Here is a 16,869-nt window from a genome sequence, read left to right as displayed (position 1 = left end):
TCCTATCTTTCCACAGCATCGTGCGAGCCAGTGTCACCGGGGGCTGCGTCGCGGGTCAGGGCACTACGCATGGCGGCGAGCACGTCCGGCTCGCCGGGGAGTGGTTCGAAGGGGTCAGCGGTCACGAACACCCGCACCTGGATGAGCGCCTGGTGCAGCAACATGCCGAGGCCGTTCAGCACAGTTCCGCCGGCCGATTCCCACTCGCGTGCCACCCCGCTTGGCCACGGTGAGTAGGCAACGTCGAACAGCGTCGCACGCTCGCGCAGTTCGAGCGGCAGCGGGGCAGGCAGCACCGTCCCGCCGGGCAGAGTGCTGATCACGAGGTCGCTTCCGTTGCCGCCGGACCCGCTGAAATCACTGAGGTCGACGACGACTCCGAGCGACCGACCGAGTTCAACGAGCGGCTGCGCCTTCGGCAGGTCGCGCACGAGCACGCTGACGAACTCAGCACCGAGTTCCGCGGCGGCCATCAAAGCGGATGCCGCCGTCGCGCCTGCTCCGAGCAGGGTCACGTGCTTCGCGCGGGTGACGCCGCCCTCGGCCAACGCACGCACCAGACCAGCGACATCCGTGTTATAGCCGGTGAGGGTGCCGCGCCCGGCCACCTGGCGCAGCAGCACGGTATTGACCGATCCGGTCAGCTGTGCCACCCGGTCGCAGTCGTCGATGAACGGAAGCACCTCGTGTTTGAGCGGCATGGTGAGCGAAAGACCACGCCAGTCCGGCCCGATGGAGCTCAGAAACATGGCGAGCGAACCGGCCTTCACCTCAACAGCATCGTAGGACCAGTCGAGTCCCAGCTGCCGGTAGGCGGCCCGGTGCAGCAACGGCGAACGGGAATGTTTGATCGGCGACCCGAGCACCGCGAGCCTGTTCGATGGGGCCCGATTTAGCGTCAGATCAACCATATTCGGGGTGCTCCCTCATCCAGTTCTGCCAAACGATAACGGCAGCATCGTGTTCCTCGACCGTGGTGGAGAAGGCCGTCTCACCGGAGTCGAGGTTGATCGTGACAAAGAACAGCCAGGATCCGTCGACCGGGTGCAGCGCCGCATCGATCGCGAGGTCACCGGGATTCGAGATCGGGCCGACGACCATGCCGGGGTGCGCGTAGGTGTTGTAGGGGTTGCCGGCATCGGCACGTTCGGCGTCGGTCGTGGTGACCAGGTGAGTTTTGCCCGTGCCATAGGCGACGGTCGCGTCCGACTGCAGCAGGCCGCTGTCCCATTGTCCTGGGTCGAGCCGGTTCAGAAATACTCGCGACACCTTGTAATAGTCATCACGCAGGCCGGCTTCTCGCTGGATCAACGAGGCGAACACGATCGTCGACCAGCGCTCTGCGACGGCCACGCCGGCCGCATCGAGGGCCTCATACTGCCGGTTGACCATGGTCTGCAGCGCAACCTCGGCGGTGGCCTCCGGCGAGAAGGTGTACGTCGCGGGAAAGAGAAAACCCTCCAGGGTGGTCGCTTCGGCGGGCAGGCCGAACTGGGCCACATTGGCGGCCGCCGCCTGCAGGTCCGCCAGGGGAATGTCGGTTCCCTCGGAGATCGCCGCCAGCACGTCGACGGCCGCGGTCCCCTCAGGCACGATAACGGTCTGGTTCAGTCGAGTGTCCTCATCGAGCAGGGCGTCCAGCGCAGTGCTCGCGACCATCTTCGTCTTGAGCTGGTATGCACCGGGCTGAAATACCGGCTCCGGGGCCGTCTGCAACAGGATGGAGTAGAACGCATCAAAGCTTTTGACCACGCCCTCTTCGACGAGTGTCGCGGCGATCTCCGAGCCACCGTTGCCGTCGTGAATCATGACGATCACGTCTTCGCCGGTTGCCGCTTCCTCCGCGGTGAAGTCGGCCGGCCCCTGCGTGGCAGCAATGATTTGGGAGATGGGTCCCTGCAGAAACAACGCGACTCCGGCCACGAGAGCGGCGAGAACGACAAAGACGATCAGACAGCCCCAGGCTCCCTTGTGGCTCCTCTTCTCCCGCGGCGGTTCGTCCGCGAGCAGTGAGCGACGGTTCGTGCGTCCCCGACCGGAGCCACCGACGTCGCTCGTCGTCAGGAACGCGGCGGCATCATCGCCCGGTTCTGCCGACTCGGCCGCTTGTCGCGGCAGCAACGGCGGTTGAACGGATGCCGTCCCCCCGGACGCTGCCGCCGGCTCGGCTCCGGATTGCTCGGCGCCGGATTGCTCGGCGCCAGTTCGCTCCGTCGCGCCCTGTTCCGCGGCGCCCTGCTCCGCAGCGGCCTGTTGCGCGCGTAACTGGCGTCGGCTCAGCAGGGGCTCTTCCGGGGTACTCGGCACGATTACGGCCTCTCGGTCGGTTCGACGGGCGACCCTGGCGGTCGCCCGGAGGAACGCTCACTGTCGAGCGCATGTTGCAAAATAATAGTCGCGGCCACCTGGTCGATTACTGGCCGCTGCGTTTTCGCGGCACGACCGGATGCCCGCAGCGCGGATTGCGCCGACACCGTCGAGAGACGTTCGTCGACGAGCCGCACCGGCACGGCGAGAGTTGCGGCCAGGCGCGCGGCGAAACCGACCGCGTCGTCCGTGGAGGCGGTCTCATTGCCTGACAACGCCAACGGCAGGCCGACGATGACCTCGACGGCGTCAAGCTCGAGGGCCACCGCGAGAATGCGGGCCAGATCGGTCACTCCGGCCTCGTCGCGGGCGACGGTTTCCACCGGGGTCGCGAGCATGCCGTGGTTGTCGCTGCGGGCCAGGCCGATGCGCACCTTGCCCACATCCACGCCGAGGCGCACGCCTGAGCGCATCGTGCCGGCGACCGCACCCGGCGCGACCGCACCCGGCGCGACCCAGCCGGACAGCGCCGCCGAACTACCAGGGTCGGCGGAGCCAGAGCGTGAGCGAGCGCGGTCGGACCTCATCGTTAGCGACTGACCGCCGCGACAACCGCCTGGAGAGCGGCCGGGATGGCGGCGCCGTTGGGGCCGCCGCCCTGAGCCAGATCGTCCTTGCCGCCGCCACCACCACCGAGGATTCCGGCGACGGTCTTGGCAAGGGCACCCGCCTTATGGCCGGCATCTCGAGCTGCCTGGTTGGTGGCGACGATCACGACGGGCTTGTCCGCGGCAATGGCCGAGAGCGCCACGACGACGGCGTCGGTGCCGAGGCGTTCGCGGGTCGCGAGGGCCAGCATCCGTGCGTCGTCCGGGGATCCGAGCACGCCGAGGTCTTCGGCCACGATCGTTACTGCCCCGACCCGGCGGGCCGTGGCCAGCAGCGCGGGGACCCGGTCGGTCAGGGCCCGGGCTTCGAAGGCCGCGATCTTCTTCTCGGCGCTCTTGAGGCTCGCTACCAGGTCGCTGATGCGTTCGGGAAGCTGCTCGCGAGGAGTTTTCAGGCTCGAGGTCAGCTGCGACACCAGCATGCGCTCGGCGGCGAGGTCGCGGAAGGCTTCGAGGCCGACGAGGGATTCGACGCGACGGTTGGTCGAACCGACCGACGCCTCGCTGATCAGGTTGATCATGCCGATTTCAGCGCTGCTGCCCACGTGGGTACCGGCGCACAGTTCGCGCGACCACGGGCCGCCGATGTCGACGACGCGCACGACGTCACCGTACTTCTCGCCGAACAGCGCCATGGCACCGAGCGCTTTCGCCTCGGCAATGGGCAGTTCCCGGGTGGTCACCGGCAGGTTGTCGCGAATGGCGTTGTTGGAGATTTCTTCAATCTCGGTGCGAGTCGCCGGCGAGAGCGCCTGGTTCCAGGAGAAGTCGAGGCGAAAGAAGCCGGCCTTGTTGTACGAACCGGACTGGTGCGCGTTCGGGCCGAGCACCTGGCGCAGGGCAGCGTGCAGCACGTGCGTGCCGGAGTGCGCCTGGCGGGCGCCGCGGCGCCAGTTTTCGTCGACCACGCTCGTGGCGCGCTCGCCCACGCCGACCTCGCCGGACTGCACGAGCACTTTGTGGCTGATCAGACCCTTAACCGGCTTTTGTACGTCGAGCACCTTGAGCTCGTAGCCGGGGCCAACGATAAGGCCGGCATCCGCTACCTGCCCGCCCGCTTCGGCCCAGAGCGCCGTCTCGGCGAGGATGACCTCGGCTGTTTCTCCGGCAACGGCGCTCGTCACCGACTCACCATCGACGATGAGACCGAGCACGCTGGACTCGTTCTGCAGGTCCTCGTAACCGGTGAACACGGTCTCGCCAAGGGCGCGGAACGCGCTGTAGACCCCGAGGTCGGCCAGGGTGGTCTTCTTGGACTTCGCGTCAGCCTTGGCCATGGTGCGCTGCTTGGTCATGAGCACGTCGAAGGCGTCACGGTTGACGCTGAGGCCGGCTTCCTCGGCGATTTCGAGGGTGATCTCGATCGGAAAACCGTAGGTGTCGTGCAGCAGAAAAGCGGTCGGTCCGGCCAGTTCGGTCTTATCGGCCTTCTTGGTCTTGGCCACGGCGAGGTCGAGCACCGCGCTTCCGCTCGCGAGGGTGCGCAGAAACGTCTCTTCCTCGGCGAACGCGGCCTGGCTGATGCGCCCGAAGTCGCTCTTCACCTCCGGGTAGGCGGCGCTCATGGCGTCGCGGGAGGCCGGCAGCAGTTCGCGCATGCTCACGGTGTCGACGCCGAGCAGGCGCATGGCGCGTACGCTGCGCCGCAGCAGGCGGCGGAGGATATAGCCGCGACCCTCGTTCGACGGCATGACGCCGTCGCTCATCAGCATGAGCGAGGAACGCACGTGGTCGGCGACGATGCGCATGCGCACGTCGTCGGCGTGGTCGGCGCCGTAACGTCGTCCGGAGAGTGCGGCGGCCCGGTCCAATACCGGGCGCACCTGGTCGATCTCGTACATGTTCTCGACGCCCTGCTTCAAAAAGGCGACGCGCTCGAGGCCCATGCCGGTGTCGATGTTCTTCTTCGGCAGGTCGCCCAGAATCTGAAAGTCGCCCTTACCGTTGCCCTCGCCGCGCAGGTACTGCATGAAGACGAGGTTCCAGATTTCGACATAACGGTCGTCGTCGGTGGCCGGGCCACCATCGGCGCCGTAGGCGGGGCCGCGGTCGAAGAAGATCTCCGAGCAGGGGCCGGCCGGGCCGGGCTGGCCCGTGGACCAGTAGTTGGAGTCCATGCCGAGGCGCTGGATGCGGTTGTCCGGCACGCCGAGCGCGCGCCAGTAGCGGTGCGCCTCATCGTCGTCGAGGTAGATGGTGACCCAGAGGTCGCTCTCGCGAAAGCCGTACCCGCCCTGGTCTTCCGGGGTAGTCAGCAGTTCCCAGGCGAAGCCGATGGCCTCTTCCTTGAAGTAGTCGCCGAAGCTGAAATTTCCGTTCATTTGAAAGAACGTGCCGTGGCGCGGGGTCTTGCCCACTTCTTCGATGTCGTTGGTGCGAATGCATTTCTGCACGCTCGTGGCGCGCGGATACGGTGCCGGAACCAACCCGGTCAGGTATGGCACGAACGGCACCATGCCGGCCACGGTGAAGAGAAGGGTGGGGTCGTCGCTCACCAGGGACGCGGACGGCACAACGGTGTGTCCACGATCGGCGAAGAAGTCGAGCCAGCGCCCGCGAATGTCAGCAGTCTGCATGGTGTCCGTAGCTATTGAAGTGCATGAGTGAGGTGGAGCGTGGTGCCCTTTTCAAGCGGATGCTCAGGACGCGCTTGGTGCCGGCGCGTCGCCAACGGCATCCGCAACGTCACCGAGCGCTGCGTGCAACTCGGCCTCGCGCTGCCGATACCCCTCGGAGATGGCCTCGCCGAACTCGCGCGCCTTGGTGTCGAGTTCGGTGAAGAACTGCTTACCCTGCTGAGTCTTGTTGACCTCGTGGGCAACGACGAAGCCAGCGGCCACACCGATGACCAACCAGATGACGTTCTTCATGGCACTTCTCCCTGAATCTGCGCGGCCTGTGCTTTCAGTCAATAGAACCGAATTGACTGGAGCCTGGCACCGCTAGCCGCAGCTATCGATAAGTCGGGCGCGAGAATATCAACGCCGTCTCCAGAGTAGCCGGTCAACCCCGATTTCGCCCGGACCCCGCCCGCCCGCCACGAAAGGCGGCTCGCACGCCGGCCGAGAATCCGGCGAGCTTGATCAGCGGACCGCCGACGGTGGCCGCGAACAGCGCGACGAGCGCTGAGACGTTACCGGTGACATCCGCTACGTTGCTGGTGATCGTGTCGACCCTCGCGAGCTGCTGATTCGTGGATCGGATGGTTTCGGTCGTCTCGGCAAGCATCGGGGTGATTCCCTCGCTGAGATCGTGGATGGCCGCGGTGGTTTCATCGAACACCCGGCCCAGCTTGACCAGTGGAACGGCGATGACCGCCACCAGAATCGCGAATACGCCGGCGGCGACCAGCCCTGTAATATCTCCACCCGACACGGTGACTCCACTCAGATCAATGGGCCCCTGGGACGCCCGGGAATACAAAAAAGGGCGGATCACCCAGAGATGATCCGCCCTTCAGCGTACCGGTCAAAGACCGGTGAACTAACTATCCAACCGCACAGGTTAGCGAGCTGCGTAGTACTCCACGACGAGCTGAACTTCACAGGTCACGGGGATCTCGATGCGCTTCGGTGCGCGCACGAGGCGGGCCTGAAGCTTGTCGAGCTCAACCTCGAGGTACGGCGGGAGCTTGGGGAGCAGGTCGACGTGTCCGCCGGCTGCTGCAACCTGGAAGGGCTCCATGCCCTCGCTGCGAGCCTTGACGTGCATGAGCTGGCCCGGCTTCACGCGGAAGGAGGGCCGGTCAACGAGCTCTCCGTCAACGAGGATGTGACGGTGCACGATCATCTGGCGAGCCTGGGCGGTGGTGCGGGCGATGGCCGAACGCACGAGGAGGGCGTCGAGACGGGTCTCGAGGATCTCGACGAGGTTCTCACCGGTCAGTCCCTGACGACGACGAGCCTGCTCGAAGGCGATCTTGAGCTGGGCTTCGCGAATGCCGTACTGGGCGCGTAAGCGCTGCTTTTCGCGCAGACGAACGGCGTAGTCCGAATCGGTCTTGCGCTTGGTGCGGCCGTGCTCACCGGGTGCATAGGGGCGCTTCTCAAGGAAGCGGGCTGCCTTCGGCGTGAGGGCAATGCCCAGGGCGCGCGAGAGGCGAGTTTTACTGCGGGTACGTGACTTGGTAGACACGGTTTCCTTTCAATCGGACTCAATAACAGGGATACCAGGGCGAGTGCGTCTTTTCAGCACAGTGTCTAATCGACACAGTCGTCATGGGAGATCAGAGGATTGGGTGCCATGGGACGTTCGGCTACAGAACGAAACCCCTCCAAACTGGAAACGGACGCAGCCGCATGCCGAAACCAGTTGTAGGCAGAGTCAAGGTTAGCACAGCGGATGCCCTGCTCAGGCTCTGCAGACCAGCGCGAGTTCCCGATGCGGGCAGCGTCGGTCGCGAGCCCTCTCGTGAAAACTGGATGCGCATTTATTCGTTGCGGACTATACGGCGGATTTTTAGGAGGCGGGCGGAGATATCGCGCTCGTGGCCGTGCTCGGTCGGCTCGTAGTAGCGGGTGGATTTCAACTCCGTTGGAGGGTATTGCTGGGTGACCACTCCGAGCGGGTCATTGTGCGGGTAGACGTATCCCTTGCCGTGGCCGAGGCGTTTGGCGCCGGGGTAGTGCGCGTCGCGCATGCCCTTGGGCACGCGGCCCATCTTGCCGGCGCGGACATCCGCTATGGCAGCATCGAGCGCCATGTAGGCGGCGTTCGATTTAGGGGCTGTCGCGAGGTGCACAACGGCCTGGGCGAGCGGGATTCGCCCCTCAGGCATGCCGATCAGCGCGACGGCATCGGCGGCGGCGACGGCGATCAGGAGCGATTGCGGGTCGGCCATGCCGATGTCTTCGGAGGCGAGGACGATGATGCGGCGGCAGATGTAGCGCGGGTCTTCGCCGGCCTCGATCATGCGGGCCAGGTAGTGCAGCGCCGCGTCGACGTCACTGCCGCGCACCGATTTGATGAACGCGCTGATTACGTCGTAGTGCTCGTCACCGTTGCGGTCGTAGCGCAGCAGTGCACGGTCAACGGCGAGCGAGACGATGTCGGTCGTGATGACAGGCTTGCCGGTCGCGCCGGGTTCGAGCGTCGATTCCGCCGAAACGGATGCCGCCTCCAGCGCCGTCAGCGCCCGCCGCGCATCCCCCGAGGCCAGGCGAATGATCGCGCCGCGAGCCTCGGCCTCGAGTTCAAACCGGTCAGCGAGGCCGCGCGAATCGGTGACCGCACGATCAACGACGATCCCGAGGTCGTCGTCGCTCAGAACTTCGAGGGTGAGTAATAGTGAACGAGACAGCAAAGGGGAAATGATCGAGAACGACGGATTTTCGGTCGTCGCGGCGACCAGGATGACGACGCCGTTCTCGACCCCTGGCAGGAGGGTGTCTTGCTGGGCCTTGGAGAAGCGGTGGATCTCATCGAGAAAGAGCACCGTCGCGAGACCGTAGAGGTCGCGGTTGGTTCGGGCGTCTTCCATCACCTGCCGCACGTCGCGCACGCCGGCCGTCACAGCAGAGAGTTCAACGAAACGACGTCCGGAACTGTGCGCGATCGCCTGCGCGAGCGTGGTCTTGCCGGTGCCGGGCGGTCCCCAAAGAATGACCGACACGCTGCCGCGCTCCCCCGTCTTGTCGCTGGCCAGACTGACCAGGGGCGACCCCGGGGTGAGCAGATGACGCTGGCCGGCCACCTCGTCCAGGGTTTTCGGGCGCATTCGTACGGCGAGGGGGGCCTGGCCACTCCGCAGACCCGGTTGAGCATCCGACATTCCTCCAGCGTAGTTTGTGCGTAGAGTTCTACGAGGTCGGGAGCGTTGGCGCCCGACTGCTTTTGTCCGGTCGTCGCCAACCCCGACGGCCCTGGAGGGGTTCCAAGTGGCTTCGAATTACAAGCTCGAGCGTGCAGCACGTGAAGAGCGCGGACGTGTTCGTTCCTACCAGGCCCGACGGGCGGTGCACGAGCACCAGTCGAAGCGGCGTGTGCGGGACAACCTGATCGCCGGCGGGGGGCTGCTCGTCGTACTCACATTGATCGTGGTGGCGCAGGTCTTCTACTTCAACGGCGGACCAGGTACTCCGGAAGCGACCACTGCGGCCACCGACACCCCGACCACGACGCCGACGGCTGCCGCCGGTTCCAATTCGGGTGTGGTGCCCGCCAGCACGCTGGCCGAAGGTCGAACCTGGACCGGCACCATGACCCTCAATGACATTCCGGTGGGAATCGAGCTCGACGGCGCCCTGGCGCCGCAGGCGGTTTCGTCGACCATCAGCCTCGTTCAGACCGGGTTTTACGACGGCCTCACCTGCCACCGTCTGACGGTGGAGGGCATTTTCGTGCTGCAGTGCGGCGACCCGGTGGGCGATGGCACCGGCGGCCCCGATTACAGCTACGGACCGGTGGAGAATGCACCGACCGACGACGTGTACCCAGCTGGAACCCTCGCCATGGCACGTTCCGGCAACGACGGCTTCTCCAACGGCAGCCAGTTCTTCATCGTCTACGAAGACAGCACCATCCCCGCCGACAGTGCGGGCGGCTACACGGTGCTCGGGCGCGTCACGAGTGGCCTCGACCAGATCAAAACCGAGATCACGGATGCCGGAATCACGGCAGGCGGCGCCTCGCCCGTCGTACCGACCACGATTACCGGCATAACAGTTCAGTAGGATCGATCGATCCCCCTGCGCTATTGCAATAGGCTTATCAGGGTATTTCCTGGCTCCGCATTTTTTCTTCCCGCGGCGCCCACACAACAACTCAGCAAAGGTGAGGCTCTTGACTACGACAGATCAGCAACCATGGGGTCGCGTAGACGAAACCGGCACGGTTTACGTGCGCGAGGCGGATGGCGAACGCGCCGTCGGCCAATACCCGGATGCCACTCCGGAAGAGGCCCTGGCCTACTTCGAACGCAAGTACGTTGAACTCAATGGGCAGGTCACCCTGCTTGAGCAGCGTGCGAAGGGTGGCGCTCCGGCCGCAGACGTGGCCAAATCGGTGGCCAATCTCACCGTCGCCGTTGCCAACGCCAACGCCGTCGGCAACCTGGCCGCCTTGGCAGAACGCCTCGGCGCGCTCGGCGGAGCCGTCACCGAACTCACCGAGCAGCAGAGCATCGAGACCAAAGCAGCATCCGCTGCCGCCGTCGCCGAACGGGCCGAGATCGTGACCGAGGCCGAGCGCCTCGCCGCCGAAGATCCGGCCAAGACGCAGTGGAAGCAGACCAGCGCTGCCCTCGACGCCCTCTTTGCGAAGTGGCAGGCGCACCAGCACGATGCCCCGCGCATTCCCAAGGGCGAGGCCAACGACCTGTGGAAGCGCTTTCGGGCGGCCCGCACGACGATTGAGCAGAACCGCAAGGCGTTCTTCGCCGAGCTCGACAGCGCGCACAAGGACGTTCGCACCAAGAAGCAGCACCTAATCGAGCAGGCTGAGGCGCTCGCGCCGCAGGGTGCCGACGGGGTGTCCGCCTACCGCAAGCTGCTCGACGAGTGGAAGCAGGCCGGCCGCAGCGGCAAAAAGCAGGACGACGCCATGTGGGCGAAGTTCAAGGCCGCCGGCGACGTGCTCTACTCCGTCAAGAGCGAGGTGGAAGCTCAGGACAACGAGGAGTTCTCCGCGAACCTGGTACTCAAGCTGGAACTCCTGACCGAGGCCGAGACTCTGCTGACAACCACCGACCGCAATGCCGCTCGCGACACGCTCACGGTCATCCAGCGCAAATGGGACGTCATCGGCAAGGTTCCGCGCGACCAGGTCAAGCCGATCGAGGATCGCCTGCGCAAGGTCGAAGCCGTCGTGCGCAAGCTCGATGACGACCACTGGAAGCGCAATAATCCAGAGACCAAGGCTCGCACCGAGGGTTTCGCCGGCCAGTTGAATGACGCGATCGTCAAGCTTGAAGATGAACTGGCCACCGCTCAGAAGAGCCAGAACGCCCGCGCCATCAAAGACGCCAACGAAGCGCTCGAGGCCCGCAAGGCCTGGCTCAAGGCGATGGGCCAGTAGGCACGACTGCAACACCCGGCAGGAACTATCCCCACCCCGCACCGGTGGTCATTTTCTCCACAGATCCAGGCTCCTTCGGGGGCCTGGATCTGGTTAAGGGACAGCATGGCGGCATGATGAATCCCCGGGAACCAACGCGCACGATCAACGACCTGCCACTGGCCGAGCTGTGCAGCGCCCGGCTCGACGGGCAGGTTTTTCAACTCGCCGACTCCTGGTGTGTGATCGATGAAATAGACGGATGCTCCACACGGGCCGTCTCCGCCAGCCGGCTGGTCCCACCCCGCGCCATCGCCGAGCGCCTCACCGCCGCGTGGATCTACGGCGTCGCACCTGAGCCCCGTCGCCACCAATTCTGTGTGCTCATTGGTGCGCGCACGACGGCCGTCTGGTCACCACGTGTTCAGCTGCGCGAAATCGTGCGCTCTCCCGATGACGTGCGCACCATCGCTAATGTCCGGGTGACCACTCCCCTGCGTACCGCCGTCGACCTGGCGCGCTATCCGTCAGCGACCTCGGGGGCCGAGATCATCGCGCTTTTAGCCCGGCTGCTGCACTACGGCGGGTATCCTGATATCTCCGCGGCCGTGCGCCTCTGCCAGCGCGGCAGCCCGGCCTATAGCGTCGTCGCCGTGGCCAGGTTCGCGGCGGTCAGCGACGCGTTGCGCTCCCTGTACCAGTCGAGCGCAGCACCCGAGAAAGCAGTGGGCGTCTAGCCGTCGTTGACCCGGTAGACGTCGTAGACAGCATCGATGCGGCGCACGGCATTGAGGACGCGATCCAGGTGGGTGGTGTCACCCATCTCGAACACAAACCGGCTGAGCGCCAGGCGGTCACTCGACGTGTTGACCGTGGCCGAGAGAATGTTCACGTGATGCTCAGACAGCACCCGGGTGACATCGGAAAGCAATCCGGATCGGTCGAGTGCCTCGATCTGGATGTGCACCAGGAACAGGCTCTTCGACGTTGGCGCCCAGTCGACCTCGATCATGCGCTCGGGTTCCTTGAGCAGGGACTGCACGTTGTGGCACGCCGCCTGGTGCACCGAGACACCAGCACCACGGGTGACGAACCCGACGATCTTGTCGCCGGGAACCGGCGTGCAACAGCGGGCAAGCTTGACCAGAATGTCCGGGGCACCGCGCACGAGCACACCAGAATCAGTGTTCCGGGTGGTCTGCGGCCGGCCGCGGGCAGCAACCGGAAAATCGTTGCTGTCGTTGTCGTCGATGCTCTGCACCGAGGACACAACCTTTTCGAGCACGGACTGGGTCGAGACGTGGCCTTCACCGACCGCCGCATACAAGGCCGACACGTCGTCATATTTGAGTTGAGCCGCGACCTCCGCGAAGGAGTCCTGGTTCATCAGCTTCTGCAGCGGAAGGTTCTGCTTGCGCATGGCCCTGGCGATGGCGTCGCGGCCCTGCTCGATGGCTTCGTCGCGGCGCTCCTTGGTGAACCACTGCCGAATCTTGTTGCGCGCGCGGGGGCTCTTGACGAAATTGAGCCAGTCCTTACTGGGCCCGGAGTCGGGGTTCTTCGAGGTGAATACCTCGACAACGTCTCCGGTGATAAGTTCGCTCTCCAGCGGAACCAGACGGCCATTGACCTTGGCGCCCATGGTGCGGTGGCCGACCTCGGTGTGCACCGCGTAGGCGAAGTCAACCGGGGTCGCGCCCGAGGGCAGCCCGATGACGCGGCCCTTCGGCGTGAAGACATAAACCTCTTTGGCACCGATCTCGTAGCGCAGTGAGTCGAGGAACTCGCCGGGATCGGCGGTTTCGGCCTGCCAGTCGGAGATATGAGCCAGCCAAGCCATATCGGTGTCGCTCTGCGGGCCCGGGCCGCCGGCGCTCTTGCCGTTGACCTGCTCCTTGTACTTCCAGTGCGCGGCGACGCCGAATTCGGCGCGCTGGTGCATTTCGGTGGTACGAATCTGGATCTCGACCGCGCGACCGCTCGGGCCGAGCACCGTCGTGTGCAGCGACTGGTAGAGGTTGAACTTGGGGGTGGCGATGTAGTCCTTGAACCGCCCGGGCAGTGGAGTCCAGCGGGCATGAATGGAACCCAGCACGGCGTAGCAGTCCCTTACCGAATTCACGAGAACGCGGATGCCGACGAGGTCGTAGATTTCGTCGAATTCGCGGCCGCGCACGACCATCTTCTGGTAGATCGAGTAGTACTGCTTGGGGCGCCCGGCAACCTTTCCCCGAATTCGAGCGGACTTGAGGTCGTCACTGATGGTGTCGATGATCTGCTGCACGAACTCTTCGCGCTGCGGGGTGCGCTGTTTGACCAGGCTTTCGATCTCGGCGTAAAGCTTGGGGTACAGCACGGCGAAAGAGAGGTCTTCGAGTTCCCACTTGATGGTCTGAATACCCAGGCGGTGAGCCAGCGGTGCATAGATCTCAAGGGTTTCAGTAGCCTTGCGCACGGCGGATTCGTTGGGTACGAAGCCCCAGGTGCGCGCGTTGTGCAGCCGGTCGGCCAGTTTGATGATGAGTACGCGGATGTCCTTGGACATGGCGACGATCATCTTGCGCACGGTCTCGGCCTGAGTCGAGTCGCCGTACTTCACCTTGTCGAGCTTGGTGACGCCGTCGACCAGCATCGCAATTTCGTCGCCAAAGTCGGCCCGCAGGGCGTCGAGCGTGTAGTCGGTGTCTTCGACGGTGTCGTGCAGCAGCGCAGCGGCTATGGTCTTGGTGCCGATGCCGAGGTCGGCCAGAATTTGGGCCACGGCAACGGGATGGGTGATGTACGGCTCTCCGCTGCGCCGCATCTGCCCGTCGTGGGCACGCTCGGCGGCCGTGTAGGCACGCTCAATGATCGACAGGTCGACCTTGGGGTGGTTCAGCCGCACCGTCTTGATCAGGCGGTCGACGGCACCAGCGGGCTGGGCCCGAGAGAAGATGCGCGGAACCAAACGGCGCAGCGAGGCTGGAGATGGCGTCGTCGTGTCCGTCATAGTCTCACCTCTTAACTCACAGCGGTTGAAACCGCGCGGGCTGTGTTTGCGTTCCCTCAATTATGCCGGTTCGCGACGCCTCTCCCGTACGCTGCAAGCGATCTGCCCTGCCCACATGCAGCGAAACGGCCAGCCCATCGGGGCTGACCGTTTCGATCACGGAGCGAATGCTACGCGGTAACGGACTCCGCAGCCGGCGTCGAAGCCTTGGCGCGTGCCGCCAAAGCCTGCTTGTCGTGCTTGCGAATGGCGGCCTCGCCGGCGCGCAGCTGAACATACAGCGGCGAAGCGATGAAGATCGTTGAGTAGGTACCGACCAGGATGCCGATGAGCAAAGCCAACGAAATGTCGCGCAGGGTGCCAGCACCGAGCACGAAGGCACCGATGAACAGAATGGATGCCACGGGCAGGGCGGCGACGACGGAGGTGTTGATCGAGCGCACCAGCGTCTGGTTCACGGCGAGGTTGACCGACTCCGCGAAGGTGCGGCTCGAGCCCGATCCATCGAAGTTGGTGTTCTCCCGAATCTTGTCGAAGACCACGACGGTGTCGTAGAGCGAGTAGCCCAGAATGGTCAGGAACCCGATCACCGCGGCCGGCGTGATCTCGAATCCGGTGATGCCGTAGAACCCGGCCGTGATCACGAGGTCATGGAGCAGCGCGACCATGGCCGCGACCGACATCTTCCAGGTGCGGAAGTAGATCGCCATGATGATACCGGCGAGCACGAGGAACACGATCAGGGCGCGCAGCGCCTGGCCGGTGATGTCCTGCCCCCAGGTCGCTCCGATGAAGGAGGTGGCCACTTCGGTGACCGGAACGTCATAGGCGGCGGCGAGGGCGTCGCGTACTTCCGTCGTCTCCCCCTCAGACATCTGGTCGGTCTGGATCCGAACACCGTCTGAGCCGACGGTGGAGACCTTCGGAACGACGTCGGGAGCGACGCTCGCGACGGCATCCGTTGCCGTGGTCTGCGACTGACTCGTCGTCTGGGAGACGACGAATTCGCTGCCGCCGGTGAATTCAATGCCGAACACGAAACCACCGCGCAGCAGGAACGGGCCGACCAGGGCAATGAGGATCATGCCACCGGCGATCAGGTACCAGAGTTTGCGGCGCCCGACGATATTGAGCGACCGTGCCCCGGTGTAGAGGTCATTTCCGAACTGCGAGAAGCTGGCCATCAGGAATCCTTCCCGTCTGTCGATCGATCAGTACTGGTACTTACCAGCTCAGACGCCTTACGTTCGGCGATCGTTTGTCGCTTGGCCGCCTCTTTGCTCGAGGACGCCACCTTCGTCGCCGACATGGTCGACGAGGGTTCAAAGCGGGCACGGCCACGGTAAACCGCGCCGAGGGCACGAGGATCGAGGCCGCTGAGTTTGTGGCCCTCGTTGAAGAACCGGGTCTTCGCAACCAGCTGCAACATCGGGTGGGTGAACATGCTCACCACGAGCAGGTCGACGATGGTGGTGAGGCCGAGGGTCAGAGCGAAGCCGCGCACGTTTCCGACGGCGAGCACGAACAATACGGCGGCGGCGAGAAAGTTCACGACGTCAGAGGCGACGATGGTGCGGAAGGCACGCTTCCAGCCGGCCTCGACCGACGACTCCAGCCCGCGACCGTCACGCAGTTCATCGCGTACGCGTTCGAAGTACACGATGAAGGAGTCGGCGGTGATACCGATCGCCACGATCAGGCCGGCAACACCGGCCAGCGACAGACGGTAGCCCTCACGCCAGGACAGGATCGTGATGAGCAGGTAGGTGATCACGGCCGCGACTGCGAGCGAAGCAACGGTCACGAGGCCCAGCAGACGGTATTGGGCGAGCGAGTACATGACGACGAGGATCAGACCGATTAAGCCGGCGATGAGTCCGTTGAGCAGCTGCGTCGATCCCAGGGTGGCCGAGATGGTGTCCTGGCTCTGTACGGTGAAGCTGATCGGCAGAGCGCCGAACTTGAGCTGGTCAGCGAGGGCCTTCGAGCTGTCCTGGTCAAAGGAGCCCGAAATTTCCGGCTTGCCGTTGAGGATGGCTCCCTGCGTGTTGGACGGCGCCGAGATGACAGCGCCGTCGAGCACGATGGCGAATTGATTCTGCGCCCCGGTCAGGCTGTTCAGCCGCGTCGTGACGTCGGCGAACTTCGTGGTGCCCTCGCTGTTGAACACAATGTTGACGACCCACTCGCCGGTGGTTGCGCCCGACGAGGTGGTGCGCTGACCATTGGTCGCGTCGGTGATGGTGGAACCGTCAACCTCGACCGGGCCGAGGATGTACTTAATCGAGCCATCCGTTTCGCAGGTGATGAGGGGTTCATCGGCCGGCGCGACGTTCGTGGTGTTGATCGCGGCACAGTCGAAGGCGTCATACTCGGCCTGCAGGGCCGGGGTGACGTAGTTCAGGTCGCTCGCGTCGGTGGGCTCGACCGTCGGAGTCGTGGACAGGCTCGGGTCGACGGTTGCCTCCGGTGCGGGGGTCGCGGTACCGTCGGCACCGACGGTCTGGCCCGAGGGCTGACCGGCCACGAGCACGGCGCGGAATTCCAGTTTGGCCGAAGACTTGATGCGCTCCAGGGTGGCGTCATCGGGGGTACCGGGGATCGATACGACGATGTTCTGGCCGCCCTGAGTGTTGACCTCGGTTTCGGAGACTCCCGAGGAGTTGATCCTCTGGCGAATAATGCCCACGGCCTCGGTGAGCTGCTCAGACGTGACGGTCGCGCCGCTCTCGACCTGCGGGGCGAGAATGATCTGCGTTCCACCCTCGAGGTCGAGCGCCAGCTTCGGCGTCCACGACCCGTTCTGAGTGAACACGCCGAACGCGTTCAGAGCGATCAGGCCGACGATGAGCACGCCCAGCCAGGTCAGGGAACGCCAGGCCTTTTTGGCCGGAGACGACGACTTAGCCACCT

Annotated in this window: 14 protein-coding genes; 3 read left to right on the top strand and 11 right to left on the bottom strand. The window is 64.8% G+C overall.

Going from position 1 to position 16,869, the window contains the following annotated elements:
• Positions 1-2: 2 nt before the first annotated feature.
• The 8 genes from E3T43_RS02930 to E3T43_RS02895 all read right to left on the bottom strand — a co-directional run bounded on the left by E3T43_RS02930 (position 3) and on the right by E3T43_RS02895 (position 8,745).
• Positions 3-911 carry a shikimate dehydrogenase gene (locus tag E3T43_RS02930; RefSeq protein WP_134471247.1) on the bottom strand — a complete coding sequence of 303 codons (909 nt, stop codon included), beginning with the start codon at positions 909-911 and terminating at the stop codon, positions 3-5.
• Positions 904-2,307, bottom strand: a complete 1,404-nt coding sequence (gene mltG, locus E3T43_RS02925; protein ID WP_134471246.1) for an endolytic transglycosylase MltG — start codon at positions 2,305-2,307, stop codon at positions 904-906. Before mltG ends, E3T43_RS02930 begins: the two co-directional genes overlap by 8 nt.
• Positions 2,308-2,309: 2 nt before the next feature.
• Positions 2,310-2,780: a Holliday junction resolvase RuvX gene (gene ruvX / locus E3T43_RS02920; RefSeq protein ID WP_134441038.1), complete on the bottom strand. Its 471-nt coding sequence runs from the start codon at positions 2,778-2,780 to the stop codon at positions 2,310-2,312.
• 116 nt (positions 2,781-2,896) lie between these two features.
• A complete protein-coding gene (alaS, locus tag E3T43_RS02915) occupies positions 2,897-5,551 on the bottom strand; it encodes an alanine--tRNA ligase (RefSeq protein ID WP_134471245.1) in 2,655 nt (884 codons plus the stop codon).
• Positions 5,552-5,614: 63 nt separating this feature from the next.
• The gene (locus E3T43_RS02910) at positions 5,615-5,845 is read right to left on the bottom strand and encodes a hypothetical protein (RefSeq protein ID WP_092449107.1); all 231 of its coding nucleotides are present in this window, start codon (positions 5,843-5,845) and stop codon (positions 5,615-5,617) included.
• A gap of 133 nt (positions 5,846-5,978) precedes the next feature.
• Positions 5,979-6,350, bottom strand: coding sequence for a DUF948 domain-containing protein (locus tag E3T43_RS02905; protein ID WP_134471244.1), 372 nt, complete (start codon positions 6,348-6,350; stop codon positions 5,979-5,981).
• Positions 6,351-6,479: 129 nt separating this feature from the next.
• A complete protein-coding gene (gene rpsD, locus E3T43_RS02900) occupies positions 6,480-7,109 on the bottom strand; it encodes a 30S ribosomal protein S4 (protein WP_092107727.1) in 630 nt (209 codons plus the stop codon).
• 295 nt (positions 7,110-7,404) lie between these two features.
• On the bottom strand, positions 7,405-8,745 hold the full coding sequence (locus tag E3T43_RS02895; RefSeq protein ID WP_104133162.1) for a replication-associated recombination protein A: 1,341 nt from the start codon (positions 8,743-8,745) through the stop codon (positions 7,405-7,407).
• 106 nt (positions 8,746-8,851) lie between these two features.
• On the opposite strand from E3T43_RS02895, the gene E3T43_RS02890 reads away from it, so the two are divergent.
• The 3 genes from E3T43_RS02890 to E3T43_RS02880 all read left to right on the top strand — a co-directional run bounded on the left by E3T43_RS02890 (position 8,852) and on the right by E3T43_RS02880 (position 11,704).
• The gene (locus E3T43_RS02890) at positions 8,852-9,646 is read left to right on the top strand and encodes a peptidylprolyl isomerase (protein WP_134471243.1); all 795 of its coding nucleotides are present in this window, start codon (positions 8,852-8,854) and stop codon (positions 9,644-9,646) included.
• Positions 9,647-9,755: 109 nt separating this feature from the next.
• The gene (locus tag E3T43_RS02885) at positions 9,756-10,988 is read left to right on the top strand and encodes a DUF349 domain-containing protein (protein WP_134471242.1); all 1,233 of its coding nucleotides are present in this window, start codon (positions 9,756-9,758) and stop codon (positions 10,986-10,988) included.
• A 113-nt stretch (positions 10,989-11,101) separates the two neighbouring features.
• Positions 11,102-11,704 (top strand): type IV toxin-antitoxin system AbiEi family antitoxin, encoded by a 603-nt coding sequence (locus E3T43_RS02880; protein ID WP_134471241.1) that lies wholly within the window; start codon positions 11,102-11,104, stop codon positions 11,702-11,704.
• Here the strand turns inward: E3T43_RS02880 and E3T43_RS02875 are convergent.
• From E3T43_RS02875 to secD, 3 genes are all read right to left on the bottom strand, one after another.
• Entirely contained in the window at positions 11,701-13,956 is a 2,256-nt protein-coding gene (locus E3T43_RS02875; protein ID WP_092449113.1) for a bifunctional (p)ppGpp synthetase/guanosine-3',5'-bis(diphosphate) 3'-pyrophosphohydrolase, read from the bottom strand. The two genes, E3T43_RS02880 and E3T43_RS02875, sit on opposite strands and share 4 nt — an antisense overlap.
• Positions 13,957-14,126: 170 nt before the next feature.
• Complete coding sequence (gene secF, locus E3T43_RS02870) at positions 14,127-15,140, bottom strand: protein translocase subunit SecF (RefSeq protein WP_104133159.1); 1,014 nt, start codon at positions 15,138-15,140, stop codon at positions 14,127-14,129.
• Positions 15,140-16,867, bottom strand: a complete 1,728-nt coding sequence (gene secD / locus E3T43_RS02865; protein ID WP_134441019.1) for a protein translocase subunit SecD — start codon at positions 16,865-16,867, stop codon at positions 15,140-15,142. The genes secF and secD overlap by 1 nt, the downstream gene beginning before the upstream one ends.
• Positions 16,868-16,869 lie beyond the last annotated feature (2 nt).

This window comes from Cryobacterium sp. Hh7, from assembly GCF_004403155.1.
Classification (GTDB): Bacteria; Actinomycetota; Actinomycetes; order Actinomycetales; family Microbacteriaceae; genus Cryobacterium; species Cryobacterium levicorallinum.
This window is presented reverse-complemented; position numbering and strand designations above follow the sequence as displayed.